This window comes from Saccharopolyspora pogona (assembly GCF_014697215.1).
In the GTDB taxonomy this organism is placed as follows: domain Bacteria; phylum Actinomycetota; class Actinomycetes; order Mycobacteriales; family Pseudonocardiaceae; genus Saccharopolyspora; species Saccharopolyspora hattusasensis.
The window spans coordinates 8,376,430-8,398,725 of the sequence record NZ_CP031142.1 but is presented as its reverse complement, the minus strand read 5'-3'; the positions used below and the strand labels follow the sequence as shown (position 1 = coordinate 8,398,725).

20 protein-coding genes and 2 pseudogenes are annotated in these 22,296 nt (G+C 67.6%); 15 read left to right on the top strand and 7 right to left on the bottom strand.

From position 1 onward, the window contains the following. Nucleotides 1–29: 29 nt before the first annotated feature. Nucleotides 30–689, bottom strand: a complete 660-nt coding sequence (locus tag DL519_RS39780) for a DUF1349 domain-containing protein (RefSeq protein ID WP_223840058.1) — start codon at nt 687–689, stop codon at nt 30–32. Between the two features lie 209 nt (nt 690–898). Between DL519_RS39780 and DL519_RS39775 the strand changes: the two genes are divergently transcribed. Further along, complete coding sequence (locus tag DL519_RS39775) at nt 899–1,696, top strand: transposase family protein (protein WP_190824505.1); 798 nt, start codon at nt 899–901, stop codon at nt 1,694–1,696. 167 nt (nt 1,697–1,863) lie between these two features. Here the strand turns inward: DL519_RS39775 and DL519_RS39770 are convergent, their stop codons facing one another. After that, nucleotides 1,864–4,392: a DEAD/DEAH box helicase gene (locus DL519_RS39770; RefSeq protein WP_190822576.1), complete on the bottom strand. Its 2,529-nt coding sequence runs from the start codon at nt 4,390–4,392 to the stop codon at nt 1,864–1,866. A gap of 157 nt (nt 4,393–4,549) precedes the next feature. Here DL519_RS39770 and DL519_RS39765 point away from each other — a divergent pair, with 157 nt between their 5' ends. The 7 genes from DL519_RS39765 (at nt 4,550) to DL519_RS39735 (ending at nt 11,000) form a co-directional block, all read left to right on the top strand. Continuing rightward, complete coding sequence (locus DL519_RS39765; RefSeq protein ID WP_168584691.1) at nt 4,550–4,750, top strand: hypothetical protein; 201 nt, start codon at nt 4,550–4,552, stop codon at nt 4,748–4,750. Between the two features lie 67 nt (nt 4,751–4,817). After that, nucleotides 4,818–5,078, top strand: a complete 261-nt coding sequence (locus tag DL519_RS39760) for a type II toxin-antitoxin system prevent-host-death family antitoxin (RefSeq protein WP_190822575.1) — start codon at nt 4,818–4,820, stop codon at nt 5,076–5,078. Then, nucleotides 5,075–5,335, top strand: coding sequence for a type II toxin-antitoxin system RelE family toxin (locus DL519_RS39755; RefSeq protein ID WP_190822573.1), 261 nt, complete (start codon nt 5,075–5,077; stop codon nt 5,333–5,335). Before DL519_RS39760 ends, DL519_RS39755 begins: the two co-directional genes overlap by 4 nt. A 177-nt stretch (nt 5,336–5,512) precedes the next feature. After that, the gene (locus tag DL519_RS39750; RefSeq protein ID WP_190824504.1) at nt 5,513–7,414 is read left to right on the top strand and encodes a methylmalonyl-CoA mutase family protein; all 1,902 of its coding nucleotides are present in this window, start codon (nt 5,513–5,515) and stop codon (nt 7,412–7,414) included. Beyond that, entirely contained in the window at nt 7,411–9,630 is a 2,220-nt protein-coding gene (scpA, locus tag DL519_RS39745; protein WP_190822571.1) for a methylmalonyl-CoA mutase, read from the top strand. The genes DL519_RS39750 and scpA overlap by 4 nt, the downstream gene beginning before the upstream one ends. 2 nt (nt 9,631–9,632) lie before the next feature. Beyond that, entirely contained in the window at nt 9,633–10,619 is a 987-nt protein-coding gene (meaB, locus tag DL519_RS39740; RefSeq protein WP_010307060.1) for a methylmalonyl Co-A mutase-associated GTPase MeaB, read from the top strand. A gap of 24 nt (nt 10,620–10,643) precedes the next feature. Further along, nucleotides 10,644–11,000, top strand: coding sequence for a GntR family transcriptional regulator (locus DL519_RS39735; RefSeq protein ID WP_190822569.1), 357 nt, complete (start codon nt 10,644–10,646; stop codon nt 10,998–11,000). A 188-nt stretch (nt 11,001–11,188) separates the two neighbouring features. On the opposite strand, the pseudogene DL519_RS39730 reads toward DL519_RS39735, so the two are convergent. After that, nucleotides 11,189–11,401 (bottom strand): annotated as a pseudogene (locus DL519_RS39730) (hypothetical protein); the annotation flags it as partial. Between the two features lie 739 nt (nt 11,402–12,140). On the opposite strand from DL519_RS39730, the gene DL519_RS39725 reads away from it, so the two are divergent. Both DL519_RS39725 and DL519_RS39720 read left to right on the top strand, forming a co-directional pair. After that, a complete protein-coding gene (locus DL519_RS39725; protein ID WP_223840057.1) occupies nt 12,141–12,575 on the top strand; it encodes a hypothetical protein in 435 nt (144 codons plus the stop codon). Further along, the gene (locus DL519_RS39720; RefSeq protein WP_223840056.1) at nt 12,572–13,117 is read left to right on the top strand and encodes a DUF3558 family protein; all 546 of its coding nucleotides are present in this window, start codon (nt 12,572–12,574) and stop codon (nt 13,115–13,117) included. Before DL519_RS39725 ends, DL519_RS39720 begins: the two co-directional genes overlap by 4 nt. A 187-nt stretch (nt 13,118–13,304) precedes the next feature. On the opposite strand, the gene DL519_RS39715 is transcribed toward DL519_RS39720, so the two are convergent. Continuing rightward, complete coding sequence (locus DL519_RS39715) at nt 13,305–14,519, bottom strand: RNA-guided endonuclease InsQ/TnpB family protein (protein ID WP_190822565.1); 1,215 nt, start codon at nt 14,517–14,519, stop codon at nt 13,305–13,307. Between the two features lie 22 nt (nt 14,520–14,541). On the opposite strand from DL519_RS39715, the pseudogene tnpA reads away from it, so the two are divergent. Then, nucleotides 14,542–14,957 (top strand): annotated as a pseudogene (tnpA, locus tag DL519_RS39710) (IS200/IS605 family transposase). Between the two features lie 1,019 nt (nt 14,958–15,976). Here the strand turns inward: tnpA and DL519_RS39705 are convergent. Continuing rightward, nucleotides 15,977–16,201, bottom strand: a complete 225-nt coding sequence (locus tag DL519_RS39705) for a zinc finger protein (RefSeq protein WP_190822563.1) — start codon at nt 16,199–16,201, stop codon at nt 15,977–15,979. Between the two features lie 110 nt (nt 16,202–16,311). Between DL519_RS39705 and DL519_RS39700 the strand changes: the two genes are divergently transcribed. Genes DL519_RS39700 through DL519_RS39690 form a run of 3 tightly spaced genes read left to right on the top strand, consistent with a single transcriptional unit; the run spans nt 16,312 to nt 17,603 of the window. Then, the gene (locus DL519_RS39700) at nt 16,312–17,166 is read left to right on the top strand and encodes a helix-turn-helix domain-containing protein (RefSeq protein WP_190822561.1); all 855 of its coding nucleotides are present in this window, start codon (nt 16,312–16,314) and stop codon (nt 17,164–17,166) included. Further along, entirely contained in the window at nt 17,163–17,366 is a 204-nt protein-coding gene (locus DL519_RS39695) for a DUF397 domain-containing protein (protein WP_190822559.1), read from the top strand. Before DL519_RS39700 ends, DL519_RS39695 begins: the two co-directional genes overlap by 4 nt. Nucleotides 17,367–17,396: 30 nt before the next feature. Then, nucleotides 17,397–17,603, top strand: a complete 207-nt coding sequence (locus tag DL519_RS39690; protein WP_190822557.1) for a DUF397 domain-containing protein — start codon at nt 17,397–17,399, stop codon at nt 17,601–17,603. A gap of 78 nt (nt 17,604–17,681) precedes the next feature. Here DL519_RS39690 and DL519_RS39685 read toward each other — a convergent pair whose 3' ends face one another. Both DL519_RS39685 and DL519_RS39680 read right to left on the bottom strand, forming a co-directional pair. Next, nucleotides 17,682–19,838 carry a WD40 repeat domain-containing serine/threonine protein kinase gene (locus DL519_RS39685; protein ID WP_190822555.1) on the bottom strand — a complete coding sequence of 719 codons (2,157 nt, stop codon included), beginning with the start codon at nt 19,836–19,838 and terminating at the stop codon, nt 17,682–17,684. Between the two features lie 180 nt (nt 19,839–20,018). Continuing rightward, a complete protein-coding gene (locus DL519_RS39680) occupies nt 20,019–20,654 on the bottom strand; it encodes a DUF305 domain-containing protein (RefSeq protein WP_190822553.1) in 636 nt (211 codons plus the stop codon). Nucleotides 20,655–20,795: 141 nt separating this feature from the next. On the opposite strand from DL519_RS39680, the gene DL519_RS39675 reads away from it, so the two are divergent. Beyond that, nucleotides 20,796–22,241, top strand: coding sequence for an LVIVD repeat-containing protein (locus tag DL519_RS39675; protein WP_190822551.1), 1,446 nt, complete (start codon nt 20,796–20,798; stop codon nt 22,239–22,241). The last annotated feature ends 55 nt before the right edge of the window (nt 22,242–22,296 follow it).

Sequence of the window (22,296 nt, the reverse complement as noted above, 5' to 3'; positions counted from 1 at the left end):
AACCCCTCGCGGTGCGATGTTCGAGAAAACTACGAGCCCTCCACGAGGGACAGTTCGGCGAAGCGGATCGGGAAACCCGCGCCATCCGGGGAGGCGCACATCAGCCCGGCCTCGGCCGGGACCTCCGGCGGGAAGTACGCCACCCGAAGCAGCGTCTTGGGCTCGTCGCCGTCGGCGGCGTAGCGGATCGTCGCGGTGTCGCCGGCCCGCTCCAGTTGGAGGGTGATCGACTCGACCGGGCCGCACACCGCCTCCAGCGGCACCACGTTCCAGTCCGAGACCTCGCGGGTCACCACCGCGCTGAGCAGCTGCTCGCCGTCGACGAGCTCGATGCCCGCCTTGATCCAGTTCTGCTCGTCCAGCCGCAGCAGCAGCCCGGCCTGGTCGTACTGCTCCCGGTAGTCGCCGAAGAACCGGGTCGTCAACGTGAACCGCGGCCCCACTGGGCGCAGCAGCGCGTGCCCGCTGTCGCGCACGAAGCCGTAGTGGGTCGTCCGCCAGAAATCCGTGCCGGAGTCGGCGGTCACCGTCAATCCCGCGTAGGACAACCAGTTCACCGGCTGGTTGAGCCACCGCCAACCGTCGAGCCCGAACAGTGTGATGTCCTCAGCCTGCTGCATGCCCACCTGTTTCCACTTGTCCGGGGTCGGCAGACGATATCCGAACTGTGCCGGTTGGTGCCAGACCATGATCACACCGGTGATCCGCAATTTCCATTGAGGTGATCTCGGTAAGAAGTGGCTGAAGGCGGCCTGCCGGAATGGGTGTGTGATCGGGTAGGGCTGGCCTGGGGAGAGTGGGACGTGGGGTCCCTGGTAGAAGAAGTTCGACCAAGAAACGATCTTCGACCAGGGAAGGCCCCACGTGGTCACGTACCAAACTCGATGTTCCCCGTGAACTGGTGCTCTTCCTCAGCAAGCTGCTGGCCGGTGAACGCCGCCGGAAAGGGACCCGCAAGGGGCGCCGGGCGTTGACCACGTTCTGGCAGGCTGTGCTGGTCCTGCGGTGGTTCCGCGACCGCACCGACACCACCAAACTGGCCCGCGATCACGGTGTCGCCCGCGCGACCGGCTACCGGTATGTCGACGAGGGCATCGAGGCGCTGGCCGCGCAGGCCCCGGATCTGCACGACGCCCTGCAACGGGCCAAAGACAACGGCGACGCCTATCTGATCCTGGACGGCAAAAACTTCTCCTCCGACCGTCTCGGCGAAAAGACCACCAGCACCAAAGGCACCGAGATCGACCTGTGGTACTCCGGGAAAACCCGCGAACAAGCCGGCAACATCCAAGCACTGACGGACCCGGACGGGTTCCCGCTGTGGGTCTCCGACGTCGAGCCCGGGTCCGTCCACGACATCACCGCCGCTGAAAACCACGTCCTCGGCGCCCTGTACTGGGCTTACTCCCAGCTCGACCTGCCCACCCTGGCCGACGGCGGCTACCAGGGTGCCGGAGCCGGGGTCCTCACCCCGATCAAACACCCCAAAACCAGCAAAGGCCGCCCACTCGACGTCGACAACCAGACCTACAACAAACTGCTGCGCGGCCTGCGCGCCCTCGGCGAACGCGGATTCGCCCTGCTCACCGGCCGTTGGCGCGCCCTACGACACTTCACCACCAGCCCCCGCAAAATCGGCCCCATCGTCAAAGCCGCACTCGTACTCACCCAATTCGAACACGGCCGACTCGCATAACCCCCTACTGAGATCACCTCATTGAAATCGAAGGTCCAATTTCAATGGAACTTGCGGTCGGACACGGCGGGAACGGTCGCGTTGCGAAGTCCTTAGGACTTGCGACGGCAACTCCCGCAGGGAGCCGCTACCCGCACCGCTGCGCAAAACGAGACTGGAAACAATCCTCAGAGCTGGTTGACGTCGGTGATCCGGATGACCGCGGTGCCTGCCTCGTCGGAGGCGGCGAGGTCGACCTCGGCGCTGATGCCCCAGTCGCGGTCCTCGGCCGGGTCGGCGAAGATCTGCCGGACCAGCCAGCGCTCCGGCTCCTCGGTGATGATCAGCAGCGCCGGGCCGCGCGCGTCCGGGCCGGTGCCGATCTCGTCGTGCTGCTCGAAGTACTCCTCCAGCGCGTCCTTCCACGCGTCGCCGTCCCAGCCGCCTTCCGCGTCCAGCGCGCCGAGCTCGTCGTAGCGCCGCCGCGCCGCCAGCTCCACGCGGCGGAACAACGCGTTGCGCACCTGCACCCGGAAGGCCCGCTTGTTCAGCGTGATCCGCTCCGGGCCCTTGTCCACCGCCACGGCCGTCGGCCCCGCGCCCGGGTGGCGCAGCTTCTCCCATTCGTCGAGCAGGCTGGAGTCGACCTGCCGGACCAGCTCGCCGAGCCACTCGATGATGTCGGTGAGTTCCTCGGTCTTGGCGTCGTCGGGAACCGTGTGCCGCAGTGCCTTGTAGACGTCGGCCAGGTAGCGCAGCACCAGCCCCTCGGAGCGGGCCAGCCCGTAGAAGTTGACGAACTCGACGAAGTTCATCGCCCGCTCGAACATGTCGCGGGCCACCGACTTCGGCGACAGCTCGTGCTCGCCGACCCACGGGTGCCCCTTGCGGTAGGTCTCGTAGGCGGCTTCCAGCAGTTCGGCCAGCGGCTTGGGGTGGGTGATCTCCTCCAGCAGTTCCATCCGCTCGTCGTACTCGATGCCGTCGGCCTTCATCTGCGAGACAGCCTCGCCGCGGGCCTTGAACTGCTGCTGCGACAGCACCTGCCGCGGATCGTCCAAAATGGACTCTATGACGGACAGCACGTCCAGCGGGTAGCCCGGCGACCCGGAATCCAGCAGCTCGATGGCGGCCAGCGCGAACGGCGAGAGCGGCTGGTTGAGCGCGAAGTCGAACTGCAGGTCCATCGTCAGCCGCACCCGGCGGCCCTGCTCGTCGGGCTCGTCGAGCTGCTCGACAACCCCGGCGGCCAGCAGCGCGCGGTAGATCGCGATGGCGCGCAGGATGTGGCGGCGCTGCGCCGGCCGGTCCTCGTGGTTGTCGGTGAGCAGGTGAGACATTGCGGAGAACGCATCACGGTGCCGACCGTTGGAGGGCCGGTTGATGACGTTGAGCAGCATCGCGTGGTTGACGGTGAAGCTGGACCGCAGCGGCTCCGGCTCGGCGGACTCCAGCTTCTCGAAAGTCTTCTCGCTCCAGGACACGAAGCCCTCGGGCGCCTTCTTGCGCACCAGCTTGCGCTTCTTCTTCGGGTCGTCGCCGGCCTTGGCCAGCGCCCGCTCGTTCTCGATCTCGTGCTCGGGTGCCTGCACCACCACGTAACCGGCGGTGTCGTACCCGGCGCGGCCGGCGCGACCGGCGATCTGGTGGAACTCCCGCGCCTTCAGGTGCCGGGTGCGAACCCCGTCGTACTTGGTCAGCCCGGTGATCAGCACGGTGCGGATCGGCACGTTGATGCCCACCCCGAGGGTGTCGGTGCCGCAGATGACCTTGAGCAGCCCGCCCTGCGCGAGCTGCTCCACCAGCCGCCGGTACTTCGGCAGCATCCCTGCGTGGTGCACGCCGATGCCGTGCCGCACCAGCCGCGACAGGGTCTTGCCGAACCCGGCGGTGAAGCGGAAGTCGCCGATCGCCTCGGCGATCTCGTCGCGCTGCTCGCGGGTGGCGACCTTGACGCTCATCAGCGCCTGCGCCTGCTCCAGCGCCGAAGCCTGGTTGAAGTACACGACGTATACCGGGGCCTGCTGGCCGGCCAGCAGCTCCTCGATCGTCTCGTGCAGCGGCGTCTTGGCGTAGCGGAAGGTCAGCGGGATCGGCCGCTCCGCCGAGGTGACCACGGCCGTCTCCCGGCCAGTGCGCCGGGTCAGGTCCTCCTGGAAGAAGGTGACGTCGCCGAGCGTCGCCGACATCAGCACGAACTGGGTGCGCGGCAGCTCCAGCAGCGGCACCTGCCACGCCCAGCCGCGGTCGGGCTCGGAGTAGAAGTGGAACTCGTCCATCACGACCTGGTCCACGTCGGCGCGGTCGCCGTCGCGCAGCGCCATGTTGGCCAGGATCTCCGCCGTGCAGCAGATGATCGGGGCGTCGGCGTTGACGCTGCTGTCGCCGGTCATCATGCCGACGTTCTCGGGGCCGAAGATGTCCACCAGCGAGAAGAACTTCTCCGACACGAGCGCCTTGATCGGTGCGGTGTAGAAGCTGCGCTTGCCGGCGGCCAGCGCGGTGAAGTGCGCCCCAGTGGCCACCAGGCTCTTGCCGGAGCCGGTCGGCGTGCTCAGGATCAGGTTCGCCCCGGTCACGACCTCCATCAGCGCTTCTTCCTGCGCCGGGTAGAGCTCGATGCCCTGGTCGGTGGTCCAGGACACGAACGCGTCGAGCACCGCGTCGGGGTCCGGGGAGTCGGTCGAGAGGGCTGGGAGCTGGTCGGTGAGCTTCATCGTGCCCTCCATCGTCCCTGCCCAACTCCGGCCGAATCGACCCGGGGTGGCCGGATGCGGGCTCATCGGCCACGTCTTCGTGGGCACGCCGGTTTGCACGCTGGTGTTGGGCGCCGTCGATCGGGGACCATGGGGCACGTGCGGGAGGAGGGATGTCATGACGAGCCGGAACGTGCGCTTCGTCGGCGGGCCGCTGGACGGCCGGATCCAGGATCTCCGCGACTCCGAGGCGGTCGCGGGACGGCTGCTGCGGCACATCCACCTGCACGACGGCCCGAAGATCGAAACCCACTACGAACTCCACTACACCCCGGAATCCGGCTGGGTCTACCACCTCTGCGGCCGCTCGCGGCAATAACAGAGGGTACTCGATCGACTACTTGTACCGACTGTACAATTCGTGCAAGAGCGTCGAAGTTGTACAGATGGACGACAGCGCCGCCATTGAAGTCAATGTCTCGTCTGCCCGCGCCAACCTGCCGAACTACATCGAGCTGGCGAGCGAGGGCCAGTACGTCTACCTGACCCATCGGGGCAAGCGGGTTGCCGCACTCGTGGCAGCGGACGTCGCCGAGCACTGGGAAGCCGAAGAAGACGCGCACTGGGCGCGCCGCGTCGCCGAAGCAGAGGAGTCCGGCACGGTTTCCTGGGAAGCTGCGATCGTCGCGCTGGAGCGGGATCGGTGACCTACCAGATCGAGATCACCCGCGACGCCCTGAAAACCCTGGCCAAGCTTGACAAGCCGATTCGGCGACGGCTGCAGATCGCGATCGACCAGCTCGCCGGCGATCCACGGCCCGCCGGAGCCATTGCACTCAAGGGAGTCTCCGGTTACCTGCGGATCCGAGTCGCCGACTACCGGGTGATCTACCGCGTCGAAGACGGGCGTCTCGTCGTCGTGGTGGTCGCGGTCGGCCACCGCCGCGAGATTCACGAGCGCTGACACCCGCCCCCTCGCACCGGCGTAACACACGGGTCAGGTGATCGGCGAAGAGCTCGCCGAACCGGCGGAGGCCCACCGCAGAGCGGGGCTAAGTGAATCGTGGCTAGGTCAACCAGCGATGCGAGTTCCAGGTCACAGATGGTTCCAGAACCGGCCGATCGGCTTACCATGACGTTCATGGTGGCTCACTCGACGACGAGCGGCGGCGGGCTGGACCTCTGCTCGGCCAGGCCCGTGGACCGCGAGCAGTGGCGGGCTCAGGTCAAGAAAGTGCTGCAGCGGTCCGGGCTGATCGGCGAGCAGGATCCCGCCGGGCCGGTGGAGGACGTGCTGGCCTCGACGACCTACGACGGCATAGTCGTGCACCCGCTGTACACCGAAGGCCCGCCGGAGGCCGGTGCGCCGGGGATGGCGCCGTTCGTGCGCGGCAGCCGCCCACAGGGCAGCGTCGCCGAAGGCTGGGACGTGCGGCAGCGGCACGAGAACCCGGACGCAGCCGAGACGAACCGCGAGATTCTGGCGGACCTCTACAACGGGGTGTCGTCGCTATGGCTGCGGCTCGGAGCCGGCGGGCTGGCGGTCGACGACCTCGCCGACGCGCTCTCCGGCGTGCACCTGGACATGATCGGCATGACCCTCGACGCGGGCGCTGATTTCGGTGCGGCGGCGGACGCCTTCCTGGCGCTGGCCGCCGAGCAGGACCTGCCCGGCACCGCACTGCGCGGCAACCTCGGCGCCGACCCGCTGGGCGTGCAGGCCAGGACCGGCCGCCCCGTCGACCGGGACGCGGCGGTGTCGCTCGCCCGCCGCTGCGCTGCGGAGTTCCCGGAGCTGAAGGCGCTGGTCGTGGACGGGTTGCCGTACCACGACGCGGGCGGTTCGGACGCGCAGGAGCTCGGCTGCTCGCTCGCGGTGGCCACGACCTACCTGCGGTGGCTGACCGAGACCGGGCTTGACGTCGACACCGCCGCCGGGCTGCTGGAGTTCCGCTTCGCCACCACCGCCGACCAGTTCCTGAGCATCGCCAAGCTGCGCGCCGCGCGGCGCCTGTGGGAGCAGGTCACCCGGTCCAGCGGCGCGTCGGAGCCGGCGCGGGCGCAGGTGCAGCACGCCGTGACGTCGGCGGCCATGCTGACCAGGCGCGACCCGTGGGTGAACATGCTGCGCACCACGATCGCCACGTTCGCCGCCGGGGTCGGCGGCGCGCAGGCGGTGACCGCGCTGCCGTTCGACGCCGCGATCGGCCTGCCGGACGACTTCGCCCGCCGCATCGCGCGCAACACCCAGGCGCTGCTGCTGGAAGAGTCGCACCTGGCGCAGGTGATCGACCCGGCGGGCGGGTCCTGGTACGTCGAGTCGCTGACCGAGGAGCTGGCGCAGGCCGCCTGGCGGTGGTTCCAGGAGATCGAGGCGGCAGGCGGGCTGCCCGCCGCGCTGGAGTCCGGCCTGGTCGCCGACCGGCTCGCGGCCACCTGGGAAGAGCGCCGCGCCGCGATCGCGCACCGCGAGGACGCGATCACCGGCGTCAGCGAGTTCCCGAACCTGGACGAGCCGCCGCTGGAGCGGGAACCCACGCCGGAACGGCCTTCGGGCGGCCTGCCGGTGCACCGCTACGCAGAAGACTTCGAGCGGCTGCGCGACACCGCCGACGTGCAGCTGGAAGCCACCGGCCAACGCCCTGCGGTGTTCCTCGCAACGCTCGGCTCGCTCGCCGCGCACAACGCGCGCGCCTCGTTCGCGCGGAACCTGTTCGCAGCGGGCGGTATCGAATGCACGGACGCCGGTGCGACCGAGTCCACAGAGGACGTTCTCGCGGCCTACACCGGCGCGCCGGTGGTGTGCCTCTGCTCCAGCGACAAGGTTTACGCCGAACGCGCCGCGGAAACCGCTGCGGCGCTCAAGCAGGCCGGGGCGAGGCACGTGCTGCTGGCCGGAAAACCGAGCGATCCGGCGCCGGAAGGCGTCGACGGGTTCACCTTCGCCGGATGCGATGCGCTGGCCGTCCTGACCGACGTCCAGAAACTGTTGCCCATCAAGCCCGATACGCCCATCAAACCCGATGTGGGAGTGGGACGATGACGCAGATCCCGAACTTCGCCGACATCCCGCTGGACAGCGCCGATGTACACCGGCCGCCCGCCGCGGCCCTCGAGCGGTGGCAGCAGGAGCTGCTGTCCGCCACCGGCAAGGACTCCGACGCCCTGGTCTGGGAAGCACCGGAGGGCATCGGGATCAAGCCGCTCTACACCTCGGCCGACGTCGCGGGACTCGACTTCCCGCACACCTACCCGGGTTTGGCGCCGTTCCTGCGCGGGCCGTACCCGACGATGTACGTCAACCAGCCGTGGACGGTGCGGCAGTACGCCGGGTTCTCCACCGCCGAGGAATCCAACGCCTTCTACCGCCGCAACCTGGCCGCCGGCCAGAAGGGCCTGTCGGTGGCGTTCGACCTCGCCACCCACCGCGGCTACGACTCCGACCACCCGCGCGTGGCCGGTGACGTCGGCATGGCCGGGGTGGCCATCGACTCGATCTTCGACATGCGGCAACTCTTCGACGGCATCCCGCTGGACAAGATGAGCGTGTCGATGACCATGAACGGCGCGGTGCTGCCGGTGATGGCGCTCTACATCGTCGCCGCCGGGGAGCAGGGTGTCGCGCCGGAGAAGCTGGCGGGGACCATCCAGAACGACATCCTCAAGGAGTTCATGGTCCGCAACACCTACATCTACCCGCCGCAGCCGTCGATGCGGATCATCTCCGACATCTTCGCCTACACCTCGCAGCGGATGCCGAAGTTCAACTCCATCTCGATCTCCGGCTACCACATCCAGGAGGCCGGGGCGACCGCCGACCTGGAGCTGGCCTACACCCTGGCCGACGGCGTCGAATACCTGCGCGCCGGGCGGCAGGCCGGGCTGGACATCGACGCCTTCGCGCCCCGGCTGTCGTTCTTCTGGGGCATCGGGATGAACTTTGCGATGGAGGTCGCGAAGCTGCGCGCGGCCCGGCTGCTGTGGTCGAAGCTGGTGGCGACCTTCGAGCCGCAGAACCCGAAATCGCTGTCGCTGCGCACCCATTCGCAGACCTCCGGCTGGTCGCTGACCGCCCAGGACGTCTACAACAACGTGGTGCGCACCTGCGTCGAGGCGATGGCCGCCACCCAGGGGCACACGCAGTCGCTGCACACCAACGCGCTCGACGAAGCGCTGGCGCTGCCCACCGACTTCTCCGCGCGCATCGCCCGCAACACGCAGCTGGTGCTGCAGCAGGAATCCGGCACCACGCGGGTGATCGATCCGTGGGGCGGCAGCTACTACCTGGAGCGTCTCACCGCGGACCTCGCCGAGCACGCCTGGGCGCACATCAGCGAGGTCGAGGACGCCGGGGGCATGGCGCAGGCCATCGACGCCGGAATCCCCAAGCTGCGCATCGAGGAGGCCGCGGCCCGCACCCAGGCCCGCATCGACTCGGGGCGGCAGCCGCTGATCGGCGTTAACAAGTACCGCTACGACGGCGACGAGCGGATCGACGTGCTGAAGGTCGACAACGCCGGGGTCCGCGCGCAGCAGCTGGAGAAACTGCGGCGGCTGCGGGAAGAACGCGACAGCGAGGCCTGCGAGGAAGCGCTGCGCCGGCTCACCGCCGCGGCCGAGGCGTCGATGTCGGACGAGCGGCCCACCGACCTGGCGCACAACCTGCTGACGCTGGCCGTGGACGCGGCGCGGGAGAAGGCGACCGTCGGGGAGATCTCCGATGCGCTGGAGAAGGTGTTCGGCCGCCACTCCGGGCAGATCCGTACGATCACCGGCGTGTACCGGGACGAGTCGGGGCCGTCGGAGCAGCTGGAGGCGGCCCGCCAGCAGGTGGCGGACTTCGCCGAGGCGGAGGGCCGCCGCCCGCGCATCCTGGTCGCGAAGATGGGGCAGGACGGCCACGACCGCGGTCAGAAGGTGATCGCGACCGCGTTCGCCGACCTCGGCTTCGACGTGGACGTGGGCCCGCTGTTCCAGACCCCGGCCGAGGTGGCCCGCCAGGCCGCCGAGTCCGACGTGCACATCGTCGGCGTTTCCAGCCTCGCCGCCGGGCACCTCACCCTGGTGCCCGCGCTGCGCGACGAGCTGCGGGAACTGGGTCGCGACGACATCATGATCGTCGTCGGCGGGGTCATCCCGCCGGCCGACTTCGACGCCCTCCGGCAGTCCGGTGCCAGCGCGATCTTCCCGCCGGGCACGGTGATCGCCGACGCCGCGCTGGGCCTGCTCGCCGAACTCCGCACCCAACTCGACCACTGATCATGCCGCGAACGATCGACGTCCAGGACTACGCCAAGGGCGTGCTCGCCGGTTCCCGCACCAAGCTGGCGCAGGCGATCACGCTGGTCGAATCGACCCGCAAGGACCACCGGGCGCTGGCCCAGGAGCTGCTCGTCGAGCTGCTGCCGCACAGCGGCGGCGCGCACCGGGTCGGCATCACCGGCGTGCCCGGCGTCGGCAAGTCGACGTTCATCGAGTCGCTGGGCTCGATGCTGACCGCGGCGGGGCACCGCGTCGCGGTGCTGGCGGTCGACCCGTCCTCGACGCGAAGCGGCGGCAGCATCCTCGGCGACAAGACCCGGATGGGCCGGCTGGCCAGCGACCCGGCGGCGTTCGTGCGGCCGTCGCCGTCGGCGGGCACGCTCGGCGGCGTCGCGCGCGCGACACGCGAGACGATCGTGCTGATGGAGGCGGCCGGTTACGACGTCGTGCTGGTCGAAACGGTCGGCGTCGGCCAGTCCGAGGTGACTGTGGCGGGCATGGTGGACTGCTTCCTGCTGCTCACCCTGGCCCGCACCGGCGACCAGCTGCAGGGCATCAAGAAGGGCGTGCTGGAGCTGGCGGACGTCATCGCCGTCAACAAGGCCGACGGCGATCACGCCGCCGAAGCCCGCAAGGCCGCCCGCGAACTACGCAGCGCCCTGCGCCTGCTCACCCCGGTCAGCGCGACCTGGACGCCGCCGGTGCTGACCTGCAGCGGCCTGCAGGGGCTCGGCCTGGACACGTTGTGGGAGCAGATCGAGCAGCACCGGGCGGCGCTGGCCGAGACCGGCGAGCTGGCGGAGAAGCGCAGCCGCCAGCAGGTCGAGTGGACCTGGGCGCTGGTCCGCGACCAGCTGATGTCGGAGCTCACCCACCACCCCGGGGTGCGCGCGATCGTCGGCGAGGTGGAAACCCAGGTGCGGGCGGGAGAACTCACCGCCAGCCTCGCGGCGGAACGACTGCTCGACGCCTTCCGGAAATCCTGAACGCGACCTCGACCCAGGAGAGCCATGCGGATCAGCGTTGACCCGAACTCCAACGTGCCGCCCTTCGAACAGGTGCGGTCGACCCTCGCCGAGCAGATCAACAGCGGCGAACTGCCGGTGGGCACCAAGCTCCCTACGGTCCGGGCGCTGGCGGCGGACCTGGGCATCGCGGCGAACACGGCGGCGAAGGCCTACCGGGAGCTGGAACAGGCGGGCCTGCTCCAAACTCGCGGCCGCGCAGGCACTTTCGTCAGCGACGCGGGCAACCAAGCAGCGGCCCGAGCGGCCGAAGCGGCAGCGACCTACGCCCAGATCACCCACGCCCTGGGCATCCCGGCCACCGAAGCCCTAGCGATCGTGAAAGCAGCCCTCAAGGCGTGATCTTTTCCGGGTCCGAAGGGCACCTTTGATGACCGACTGGCCGAGGCGCAGGGCCCCGCGAGGCGCAAGGTCCGACTCGCGGAGAACCCGTAACGCGAATCATGTAGACCACGACACGCGGCCCGACCAGCAGATACGACAGCGCCCGTCTTGTACCGAGTGGAACCAGGCGGGAACTCTTGCTGTTCCTACTCGTCCCGCTGGCGCTGCTTGCGCAAGTCCTCGATGAGCTTGTCGACATCCCACCGGGCGTGACCACCAGGCGTAACGAACGCCGGTTCAACGAGGCCGGATTGCCACCAGCGGAAGAGTGTGCCCCGATCGACGCCGATCGCCTTTGCTGCGACGCCGGTTGGCACGAGTTTGTCGGTGGACACGCCGCCACGATGCGCTACAAACGCCGCGTATACCCGCGTTCAGCAACATTTGCATCGAAGACCTACGTATGCAACGATTGCCACGATTAACGACGGCTCGCACCTGGGTGGTGGTCATGTCTCCGACCGTTGCCGCATTGATCGGCGCCTTGGCGTGGACTCTGGTCGTCCCGCTGCTGTTCGTGGCCTGGCGCCGAGCCAGCCGCCCAAGGAAGCCCCGGAGGTGACTGGATTGGGACTCGGAGCATGGCGGCCACACATGGCGCGCCGACCAGGCGAGACGCGCCAGCAGCAATTCGAGCGGCTTTCGCGATCCTGCTACCACTGCGGCATCGAGATCCACGACCGGGAACGGTTGAACGCACACGAGGACGCGCACACCGAAAGGCAAGCACCGAACCGACGGACGATGTCGTGAGGCCAGACGGCAACCCATGGCCTGCCGTCCGCGGCCACCTCGACGAACCGACGCGACCGCGATTCATGCTTCCGGGGATCCCGCCGCTGCCACCGATCACAGGAACGCCGGCGTTAGACCGATTGCAGGAGCTCTACAGGCTGTCCAGCGCTCCGACGACGACTTCGATGAGCTTCAGGGAGTGATGCAGAAACGAACGAGCGAACAAGGCAGTAGCGCGGGTCCAGCTGCGCAGTGCATATAGAGGTCAGCCGGTAGAGCGTCGTTGGCAATCGCAACGGCGCTCGGCTTGGTATGTCCGAAACCACTCCCGTGGCAGGGACGTGGCCGATAACATCCCCCTCGTTGATCGACAGGCCAGGGGGAGAGGCGATTGTGACTCAAGGTGGTTTCCAAGCCGCAGCGGAGGGACTTCAAGCCGTCCGGCAGCAGACGCAGTGGGTCAACCAGCAAGTTTCAGGGGGCAAGCTCGCCTTGGACCCCGAAGTGGCGGAGAAGGCTGCGAAGCGCTGCGAGGAAGAGATCCGCGAGCTGGCGAAGCTTGTGCGAAATGCCCAGCAGATCAGCCGCGTCCAGGGCTTGGGGAATTATCCAGACGGGCAACAGCTGGCCAAGCGCTTTGAAGACAAGGCGAATGCGCCCGGTGCTGGCGCGATCGAGCTGATCCGCATGATGCAGAAAGAACTCCAGGCGCAGGCGGATGCGTTCCGGGCTGCGGCGAAGGACTACCGTTCGACCGACGATCAGATCGCCCAGGACTTGCAGCGAGGTATCCAGTGACCCGACTTTCCCGCTCGTTGATCTCGGCCGTCGCAGGCGTGGCGCTGCTCGGCCTTGCCGCCTGCTCTGCCGGCGGGACGCCGCATAACGGCAACGCGATTCAGGCAACCCCCACGACCCAGGCTGAGGCATCCGGCTTGAAAAACTTCGACCCGTGTGCGTTCCTCACTCCCCAGGACTTGAGCGGAGCCAGTGTCAGCGGGCCTGGCGAGAAGGTCGAGGAAATCAAGTCTGAACCAGGCTGTTCTTACGAGGGCGAGAAGATCCTTCTCACCCTGTACAAAAACGCGGAGCAGACCGTCGACAAGTACGAAACCAGTGGCCATTGGGACAAGTACGAGAAGTTCAACATCAACGGCCGGAAAGCTGCGCGTGGCGTCGAAGCAGGTGCCAGCAACCAGGGCGGTTGCTCAGTCGTGGTTGACGCAGGTGGCGGCGTCGTTCTCTTCACGGTGACGGGAATCATGGCGGATTCGGTCGCAGATCCGTGCGGTGAGGCCGAGAAGGCGGCGAGCAAGGCCGAATCGCGGCTCCCCAAGTAAGGGCTTCCGTACGGAGTGCACCTTCGCGCTAGAGATCGCAGCAGCGCATGAACGAGCCCGTCTCGCTTCCTGGGGACGGGCCTGTTTCGTGTTGCTCTAAAGCAAAGAAGGACTCATGCCGGCTGAAACCACACCCGACCCGGACTCTGCAGCGCGAAAGCGATCCGCCATTGACATCCTCTCCGTCCTAAAGGACGGAGATTCCCTCCACGTTGCGCGTGGACCGCGCGGCGTCCGGGTGGGTTACCGCTTCCCTGCGCGCCGCCCGGACGAGTCCCGGTCTTACGTGCGCTCCACGGTCGTTTCCGTTGTCCGCCTGCCCGGCGGCCAACACGTTCTTCGCTGCGTTCACGTCCCGGTCGTGGTGACTGCCGCACGGGCAGTCCCACGATCGGACGGTGAGGGCCATCTTGTCGTTGATGCGCCCGCAGGCCGAACACATCCGGGTGGACGGGAAGTACCGGTCCACCCGGCCGAACGTCCGCCCATACCGGGCGGCCTTTCCGGCCCACCCGGCGTCGTGCACCGACTTCGCCAGTCTCGTCCGGCCGAGACCGACGACGCACAGGTCCTCGACGTACACCGCTTGGTTCTCGCGGATGATGGTCGTGGACAGTTTGTGCTGCCAGTCCCGCCGGGTGTCGGCCACCCGTGCGTGAGCGCGAGCCACCTTGGTCACGGCCTTCTTGCGGTTGGCCGAGCCCTTCTGCTTGCGCGAGAGGTCCTGCTGCAACCGCTTGAGCTTGCGGGCCGCGCGGCGCAGGAACTTCGGGGCGGCGACCTTCGTGCCGTCCGACAGCACCGCGAAGTGGGTCAGGCCCAGGTCGATGCCCACCTCGGAGTCGACCGGCGGCAACGTTTCGTCCTCGCCTGTCTGTACGACGAACGATGCGAAGTACCGGCCCGCCGCGTCCTTGATGATCGCTACGGAAGACGGGTCCGAGGGTAGTTGCCGTGACCAGCGCACCTCCAGGTCGCCGACCTTCGGCAATCTGAGCCGTCCGTTGTCCAGCACCTTGAACCGGGAGTTTTTGGTGAACCGGATGGCCTGCTGGTTGTCCTTGCGGGACCGCAACCGCGGCGGGGCCACCTTGCGGCCCTTGCGCTTGCCCGTGATCGAGTGGAAGAAGTTGCGGTACGCGGTGTTCAGGTCCGCCAGGGCCTGCTGTAACACCACGGCGGAGACCTCGCCCAGCCACGCCCGTTCCGGCGTCAGCTTGGCTTCGGTGATCAACCGCCGGGACAACTCGCTGTCGGAGATGTACTTCTCGTGCGCGTCCCTGGCTTGCCGGCGCGGGCGCAGCCCGTCGTTGAACACCACCCGCGCGCACCCGAACGCCCGAGCCAACTCGATCTGCTGGCCCGGCGTCGGATACACGCGGTAGTTGAAACGGAGCTGCACGAGCGCACTGTACCATTGGTTTATGGCTGAATTCGAAGGCATTCGAACCGGAAGACACCGTGTTTTCGCGATGCACGTTCACTTGGTCTTCGTGACGAAGTTCCGGCACAAGGTGTTCGGCGACCGGCACCTGTCGAGGATGGAGCAGATCATGCGGGACGTGTGCCGGGACTTCGAGGCTGAGCTGGTCGAGTTCAACGGCGAGAACAACCACGTCCACCTGCTCGTCAACTACCCGCCCAAGGCCGCCATGGCCCGCCTGGTCAACTCCCCCAAGGGCGTGTCCTCCCGACGCCTGCGCCAGGAGTTCCCGACCTCGTACGCCACTACTACCGAGCCAACAAACTCTGGTCGGGCTCGTACTTCGCAGGCTCCGTCGGCAGGGCACCGCTGAGCGTCGTGAAGCAGTACATCGAACAGCAGAACCGTCCGACTTAAGGCACTGCTCGGGCCTTCACGGCCCTCCCAGCGCGAGCCTTCACCCCCGCCCTGAAGGGCGGAGCACTGGCCCACAACCCGGTAGCGGTGGTCGCCCTGCCCCACTGGTGGGCGGACCGCTCGAGGATCCCGAGGACGCGCAGGTTGTGGCGTTTGGTCGCGTGGGGACACCCCGTTGGTTCCCGTGACCACGCCGTAGCGTAAGGAGGCTGCGATCATGGGGGTCAACCCCGTCGATGAGCGGGACGTGACGATCGAGGATGACCACCCTGTTTTCCGGGTGTACATGTGGTCGCAGCCCTTCCCCAACGTCCAAGTTCCTCCAGAACGGGTTGGGTGGTGGAACTACGCCTACGAGCTCGAAGAGTGCGACGTGCACCAAGCGATTGCGTGGGCACAAGCAACCTTGCCGAAGGCGGCCGGCACACGTTGTATGTGTGCTATCGGCGGGAGGACGGCCGCCTGACGGCAGTCCGGATCGCAGGCACGGAGCCGACACGGATCGAGCGTCTCGATAGTAGTTCGATAAATAGCCGCCACACGCAGGAGACATCTAACCAAGATCGAATGCACCAGGCCTGACCTAGGAGAACACTTGCTGTCCCATTTATCGGTCAGAAGTGCCCTTCACTCATCTGACCACAGCTCGGTCACGTCACTTGTACGACTGATCTGCCAGGCTCCCGCAGTGCGTGCCGACCGTAGGCTTCGGCTTCGAGCGCCAGCTGTCGCTCCCCCGCAACTCTTGCGCACAACTGCCACACGCCGGTTGCACCTGCGCCTGCTCCGACGTGCTGTCCGGAGCTTCGGCCGATCCGGACGAACGCCGCACCGGCGAGGACGACCACGATAACCAGCGATCCGAGCAGTACAGCCATTTCTTCGTCCTTCCACGGGAATCGACGTGATTTGGGGACCGGCCGGAGCGGGCGTCGGGGAGGGGGTTCGGGCCCGCTCCGACCGGTCATGCCTCACCGCACCGGGTCGGGGAATCCGCTGCAGCGAGGCCGTCTGGGGCGCTAGTCGAAGCGCTTCGCTATGAGTCGCCAGCACTTCATGCAGGTGTCCTCGGCTATCCACTCCGATTCCGGAGGAAGCCGCTGCACCTGCCACGCCTGGACCTCAACGCCGCAGAACGAAACCACCGCCGAGTCCGGCGCAAGCTGCTTCGCCTTCACGCCGAAGGCATGCCGTCCGACACCCACCGGCCGCCAGAACCAGTCCACCGAGAAACCGTTGAACATCGTCATCACCTTTCCAATGTATCCGGAACCTATTCTTGGTTCCGGAGACAAATCCATCAATTCCCTGGACGAGTGATCACGAACGCGGCAGCCGCGCCTAAGCTTGGTGCATGGCCGGAGACGTCGAGCACCACTCGCCGCAAGCCCGGATTCTCGGCGCGGAACTCCGCGAACTGCGGAAAGAAGCCGGGTTCACGGTCCGCGAGCTGGCTGCGAAGATAGGACTGGGACACGCCGCCGTCTCTCGCTATGAGACAGGCGTACGCTCACCGACTCCAGACACGCTCGCGCGTCTGCTCACCGCGCTCGGCACTTCGGTCGAGCGCTACGAGGAACTCTTGGAGCTCGCAAAGCGGTCATCGGAGCCGAATCTCATCGGCAGCAGCCGCTCCGGTCTTCACAAACACCTTCTCAACCTGGCCGAGTTCGAACGGACCGCCCAACGCGTCGTCCACGTCGCGCCGCTGGTGATCCCGGGACCGTTGCAGACCCGCGCCTTCGCCAAGCACATCATGTCAAGCCTCGACGGCGAGGAACGCGAAGTGCGTATCGAGCTTCGAATGTCGCGTAGCAGCGCGGTGCTCGCCTCCGGAAACCTCGAAGCATTCATCTCCGAGCGGGTCCTGGATGACGACATCGGTGGGCCCGGAGTCATGGCCGCACAACTTCGGCACATCGTCTCCGCAGCCGAGACGGGCCGCGCGACCGTGCGCATCCTTCCAAAGCGCCTGCAGCAGTGGACTTTGGCGCATAACGGGTCGTTCGTGCTCTTCGAGTTTGCCAAGGCTGCACCGATCATCCACCTGGAGCACTACCGAGGACCAGCGTTCCTCTACGACCAGAAAGATGTTGAGGCATACCGGAAAGCCCTCACTACGCTCGACGAGTTGGCCATGCCATCAGATGCGTCGACCAAGCTCATGGCCGAGGTGGCCGAGCGACTGGAAGGGAGCAGAAAGCAATGAAGACCCCCTCGGTGTTACCTACCGGCTGGCGCAAATCCAGCTGGTCCAACCCGAACGACTCCTGCGTCGAGATAGGTCGCCTCGGCGGTGGCGCGGCCGTCCGCGACACCAAGGATCGGGCCGCCGGTTACTTTGTCGCTGACCGGCGGCAGTGGCAACAGTTCGTCTCCGCCGTGAAGGCGGGGCGCTTCAACGCGTAAGTCCTTCGAGGCGAAGGAGATGTGACCGCAATGGACACGATCAAGAGCTTAGGGCCCATAGGGTGGCGCAAGTCGAGCTACAGCGCCAACGGTGGCTCCTGCGTCGAAGTCGGTCGCCTCGGCGGCGGCGCGGCTGTTCGCGACACCAAGGATCGGGCCGCCGGGTACGTAGTCGCGGACCGGCGGCAGTGGCAGCAGTTCGTCTCCGCCGTCAAGGCAGGTCGCTTCAACGCATAAGTCCTTCGAAGCGAAGGGCACCTTTTACCAGCATGCTCGGCAGAAGGTGCCCTTCACGCTTCGCGATCGGGGCGCAGGTCAGCTGCCTGGGACGCTCCAGAGCCGCACGGTGCCGTCCTCGCCTGCGGTTGCCAGGGTGCGGCCATCCTGGCTGAACGCCATGGTGGTGATGCGGTCGATCGAGGGGCCGATCTGCTCGCTGCTGGCCACGTTCCACAGCCGCACGCTGCCGTCATCCTTGATGGCGAGCAGGCTTCCGCCCCGGTTGGGCACTTGCCAGTCACCGATGGGAACGGCGCTGGGCTGGCGGATCTGGTTGTGGCTGGCTACGTCCCACAGTCGCACCTTGCTGGTCTCGGCGGTCTCGCTGCTGGTCTCGTCGGCGGATGCGCTCCCATCGTCGGACGTGGTCTCGGTGCCCCTGCCAACGGTCACCAGGACGCGGCCGTCGGGGCTGAACGTGGCGCTGCTGAGGCGCTCGTCCCGGGGCATGCTGATCGGGTTGCCGATCTGCTGGCGGTTAGCCACGTCCCACAGCGTCACGACGCTGATGTCGTCCTTGGACCCGTTCTGCTCGGACCACTTCGTCTTGATTGCGACGGTTCGGCCATCCGGGCTGAACATGACCCAAGGGGCGTTGTAGTCCCCGTCGTTCCGGACGTTCAGGTCTCCGATCGGCTGACCGCTGGCCACCTCCCACAGCCGCACGACGTCCTGGTTCTCGTAGGTAGCTGCCAGGGTTCGGCCATCCGGGCTGAACACCAGCCAGTCCCACGTCTCGTCCAGATCGCCGATTCCGGCAATCGGGTGTTGGCCGACCTGGTGGCCGCTGGCCACGTCCCACAGCTGCAGGAAACCGTTGGAGCCGTTGTGCCTCGCGATGGTCAGGGTGCGGTTGTCGGGGCTGAGCACCATGTCGCGCAGATCGTCGAACGGGCCGAGGATCTGGCCCAACTGACGACCGCTGGTCACATCCCACAACTGCACGGTGTCGTCCTGGTGGCGGGTTGCCAGGATTCGGCCGTCCGGGCTGAACACCACATATCCGGCCGGGGAGGCAGCAGTCATCGCACCGACCTGGGGAAGCCGCGGTGGCGGGGGGATTGGCGGTGCCGGCCACAGCGTCCAGATCAGGACGCCGGCCAGCGCTGCGGCGATTGCGGCGGTACCGAGGCCCAGCCAGCGTCGCCGGGCACGCCCGCTGGACCGGTCGGCCGCCGGCACGGTTCGCGTGGTCGGGGTTTCCCCGGTGCCGGCCTCGCGGGTCGAGTCGACCGCTGGACCGGTCACCACCCGGGTGGAGACCACCGTCGGCGGGCCGGTGATCGCCGCCGGTTCCTGCGACGGGTCGAGGAGCCGGGCGATGCCGGCGTGTCGCCGCTTGATCAACTGGTGCACCCCGGCCGGCCACGGCCGCGCGGACGGGGCGATCTGGCCGATCGATGCCAGCAGCTCGGCCGGGGTGGGCCGGTCGGCGGGGTCCTTGGCCAGGCACGGCTCGACGATGCGCCGGATCGTGCTGGGGACCCCGGAGAGGTCCGGGTCGATCTGCACGACGTTGTTCAGGGTCTGCAAGGTCGCAGTGCCGTTGAACGGGCTGGCACCCGTGCAGGCCGCGACCACGACCGAGCCGAGGGAGAACACGTCGCTGGCCGGGGTAACCGGCTCGCCCTTGGCCTGTTCCGGGGACATGAACGCGGGCGAGCCGACCAGCCAGCCGGCCCGGGTCAGGTCGCCGGCCCGGTCGCCGTTGACGGCCCGGACGATGCCGAAGTCGATCACCCGGGGACCGTCCTCGGTGAGCAGCACGTTGGACGGCTTCAGGTCCCGGTGCACCAGCTCGGCCCGGTGGATCTGGACCAACGCGGTGGCCAGCCCGGCGGCCAGGCGCAGCACCGAATCCTCCGGCAGCGCACCGATGGCCGCGGCCGTCTCGTGCAGCGAGGGACCGGGCACGAAAACCGATGCCAGCCACGGCGTGGACGCGTCCGGATCGGCGTCGACCACCGCGGCGGTGTACGCGCCGGACACCGCGCGAGACGCCTCCACCTCGGCGCGGAACCTCGCCCGGAACCCGTCGTCCTCGGCGAACTGCTCGTGCACCAGCTTCAGCGCGACCAGCCGGCCGTCCGGGCCGCTCCCCAGCAGCACCCGCCCCATACCGCCCCGGCCCAGTTCCGCGAGCACCCGGTACTGCCCGACCTCGCGCGGGCCCGATGGACCTAACGGCCGCACAACAACCCCATTCCAGCCAGTACCGAAACGGCGGCCAGAACACCGCCGGGCATCGCGTCGCCTGCCATGATCCCCTCTCCAGGATCGCGCGGATCCAGATCTTGGATCTTCGCAGGAAGACCCCCTGCGGGGAAGCGGAACAGCGCAATACGTTGTCCTCTTAGGACGAACCTGGACGACTCAGCCCACTTCGGCCTGCAGCGCGCGCATGGTGTCGATCTCGTCCTGCTGGGTCACGAGGACATCTTGGGCCATCGCGTGGGTCTGCTCGTCCAGGCCGTTGGCCAGGACGTCCGTGGCCATCGTCAGGGCGCCCTCGTGGTGGGCGACCATCAGCTGCAGAAACAGGCGGTCGAAGTCCGCTCCCCTGGAGTTCCCGAGCTGCTCCAGCTGTTCCGGCGCCGCCATGCCCGGCATGCTCGCGTGATCGTGACCACCGTGACCACCGTGACCACCGTGTCCGCCGTGGGCTTCGCTCTCGGACAACCCGCGGGTGGCCAACCAGCCCCGCATGGCACCGATTTCCGGGCCCTGCGCTCCGCCGATGCGGTCCGACAACGCGCGGACCTTGGGGTTCTGCGCTCGTTCCGGAGACAGCGCCGTCATCTCCACCGCCTGCTGGTGGTGCGCGATCATCATGCGCACGTAGTCCGCCTCGACGTCCACCGGCGTGCTCCGCTCCGGCGCCGCGCTCGCCACCACCTGCGGCTGGTCACCCGGCGCGCCCGGCAACACCACCGGCGGCGGCGCCTGCTCGGTCGCGCACCCGGCGAGCGCTCCGACCGCCAGGAGCAACGCGGCTGTTGACCGGCGCATCGAATCCTCCTTATTCCGCGGACAAATACCGCCAGATGGCCGATAGGGACACGATCCGGACATAACAATACTGATCTCCAGTGGTACTCGGTACCGCCCTTTTCGACTGCCCGGACCGGGCAGCGACGAGCATGGGAGTGGATGATCTTGAAACCGAGCCCCAGGGGTAGATGGCGCGTGCTGGGCGCCGCGATCGGCGTGTTGACTCTCGGCTTAGCGCTCGCCCCGGCATCAGCGGCGACCCCGCCGAACAACGGCCCGGAGCAGCTCTCCGCGCAGACCGTCGCCGCGCCGTCCGGCGACATCAGCAAAAGTAAGAACATCGAGCACGTCGCGAACCTGCCGAAGCAGGCGCCGTTCAACACCCTCGATGCCTTCGGCACGGACATCGCGTTCAAGCAGAACTACGCGTACGTCGGCAACTACGACGGTTTCGTCGTCTACGACATCAAGAACCCGAAGAAGCCGAAGATCGTCACGCAGGTGCTGTGCCCCGGCGGCCAGGGCGACGTCTCGGTCTCGGGCAACCTGCTGTTCGTCTCCACCGACTACCCGCGCACGAACAACACGTGCACCAGCGAGAAGACCGACGCCGCGGACCCCAACGGCTGGGAGGGCATGAAGGTCTTCGACATCAGCGACCCGGCCAAGCCGCGCTACGTGTCGGCGATCGCCACCGACTGCGGCTCGCACACCCACACGCTGGTGCCGGACAAGACCGGCGAGGCGGTGTACCTCTACGTCTCGTCCTACGGCCCGCGCGCTGAGTTCCCCAAGTGCCAGCCGCCGCACGACAAGATCTCGATCATCAAGGTGCCGCTGGCCAACCCGGCCGAGCCCGTGCTGGTGGACGCGCCGGTGCTGTTCCCGGACGGCGGCAACCCGGGCACGCCGAACACGCGCGAGACCACCGGTTGCCACGACATCACCGCGTTCCCGGAGAAGGACCTGGCCGCCGGCGCCTGCATGGGTGACGGTGTGCTGCTGGACATCTCCGACCGCGAGAAGCCGCGGATCATCAACCAGGTCCGCGACGACGAGAACTTCGCGTTCTGGCACAGCGCCACGTGGAACAACACCGGTACCAAGGTCGTCTTCACCGACGAGCTCGGCGGCGGCGGCGCGGCCACCTGCAACGAGGCGACCGGCCCGGCCCGCGGCGCCAACGGCGTCTACGACATCGTCGGCATCGGCGCGGACTCGAAGCTGGAGTTCCGCAACTACTTCAAGATCCCCCGCCACCAAGCCGACACCGAGAACTGCGTGGCACACAACGGTTCGCTGATCCCCGTCGACGGCCGCGACATCATGGTGCAAGCCTGGTACCAGGGCGGCGTCTCGGTGTGGGACTTCACCGATTCCACGCAGCCACAGGAGATCGGCTTCTTCGACCGCACCGCGTTCGACCCGGCGAAGCTACAGGTGGCGGGCTCCTGGTCGGCGTACTACTACAACGGTTACATCTACTCCAGCGGCATCCAGGAAGGCCTGGACGTGCTGGACATCCGCGACAAGCGAACCGACTCGGCGAAGAAGATCCGCTTCGAGGAATTCAACCCGCAAACCCAACCGATCTACCAGAACTGACCCGGAAGCAACGTGATGCGGCCCCCGCCGGGACCCCCGGCGGGGGCCGTTGCGC

What these genes read in the sequence shown, in the direction of transcription:
- DL519_RS39780 (WP_223840058.1), bottom strand. Translation starts at nt 689, where the DNA reads ATGGTCTGGCACCAACCGGCACAGTTCGGATATCGTCTGCCGACCCCG.
- DL519_RS39770 (WP_190822576.1), bottom strand. Translation starts at nt 4,392, where the DNA reads ATGAAGCTCACCGACCAGCTCCCAGCCCTCTCGACCGACTCCCCGGAC.
- DL519_RS39765 (WP_168584691.1), top strand. Translation starts at nt 4,550, where the DNA reads ATGACGAGCCGGAACGTGCGCTTCGTCGGCGGGCCGCTGGACGGCCGG.
- DL519_RS39760 (WP_190822575.1), top strand. Translation starts at nt 4,818, where the DNA reads ATGGACGACAGCGCCGCCATTGAAGTCAATGTCTCGTCTGCCCGCGCC.
- DL519_RS39750 (WP_190824504.1), top strand. Translation starts at nt 5,513, where the DNA reads ATGGTGGCTCACTCGACGACGAGCGGCGGCGGGCTGGACCTCTGCTCG.
- scpA (WP_190822571.1), top strand. Translation starts at nt 7,411, where the DNA reads ATGACGCAGATCCCGAACTTCGCCGACATCCCGCTGGACAGCGCCGAT.
- meaB (WP_010307060.1), top strand. Translation starts at nt 9,633, where the DNA reads ATGCCGCGAACGATCGACGTCCAGGACTACGCCAAGGGCGTGCTCGCC.
- DL519_RS39735 (WP_190822569.1), top strand. Translation starts at nt 10,644, where the DNA reads ATGCGGATCAGCGTTGACCCGAACTCCAACGTGCCGCCCTTCGAACAG.
- DL519_RS39705 (WP_190822563.1), bottom strand. Translation starts at nt 16,201, where the DNA reads ATGTTCAACGGTTTCTCGGTGGACTGGTTCTGGCGGCCGGTGGGTGTC.
- DL519_RS39700 (WP_190822561.1), top strand. Translation starts at nt 16,312, where the DNA reads ATGGCCGGAGACGTCGAGCACCACTCGCCGCAAGCCCGGATTCTCGGC.
- DL519_RS39695 (WP_190822559.1), top strand. Translation starts at nt 17,163, where the DNA reads ATGAAGACCCCCTCGGTGTTACCTACCGGCTGGCGCAAATCCAGCTGG.
- DL519_RS39690 (WP_190822557.1), top strand. Translation starts at nt 17,397, where the DNA reads ATGGACACGATCAAGAGCTTAGGGCCCATAGGGTGGCGCAAGTCGAGC.
- DL519_RS39680 (WP_190822553.1), bottom strand. Translation starts at nt 20,654, where the DNA reads ATGCGCCGGTCAACAGCCGCGTTGCTCCTGGCGGTCGGAGCGCTCGCC.
- DL519_RS39675 (WP_190822551.1), top strand. Translation starts at nt 20,796, where the DNA reads ATGATCTTGAAACCGAGCCCCAGGGGTAGATGGCGCGTGCTGGGCGCC.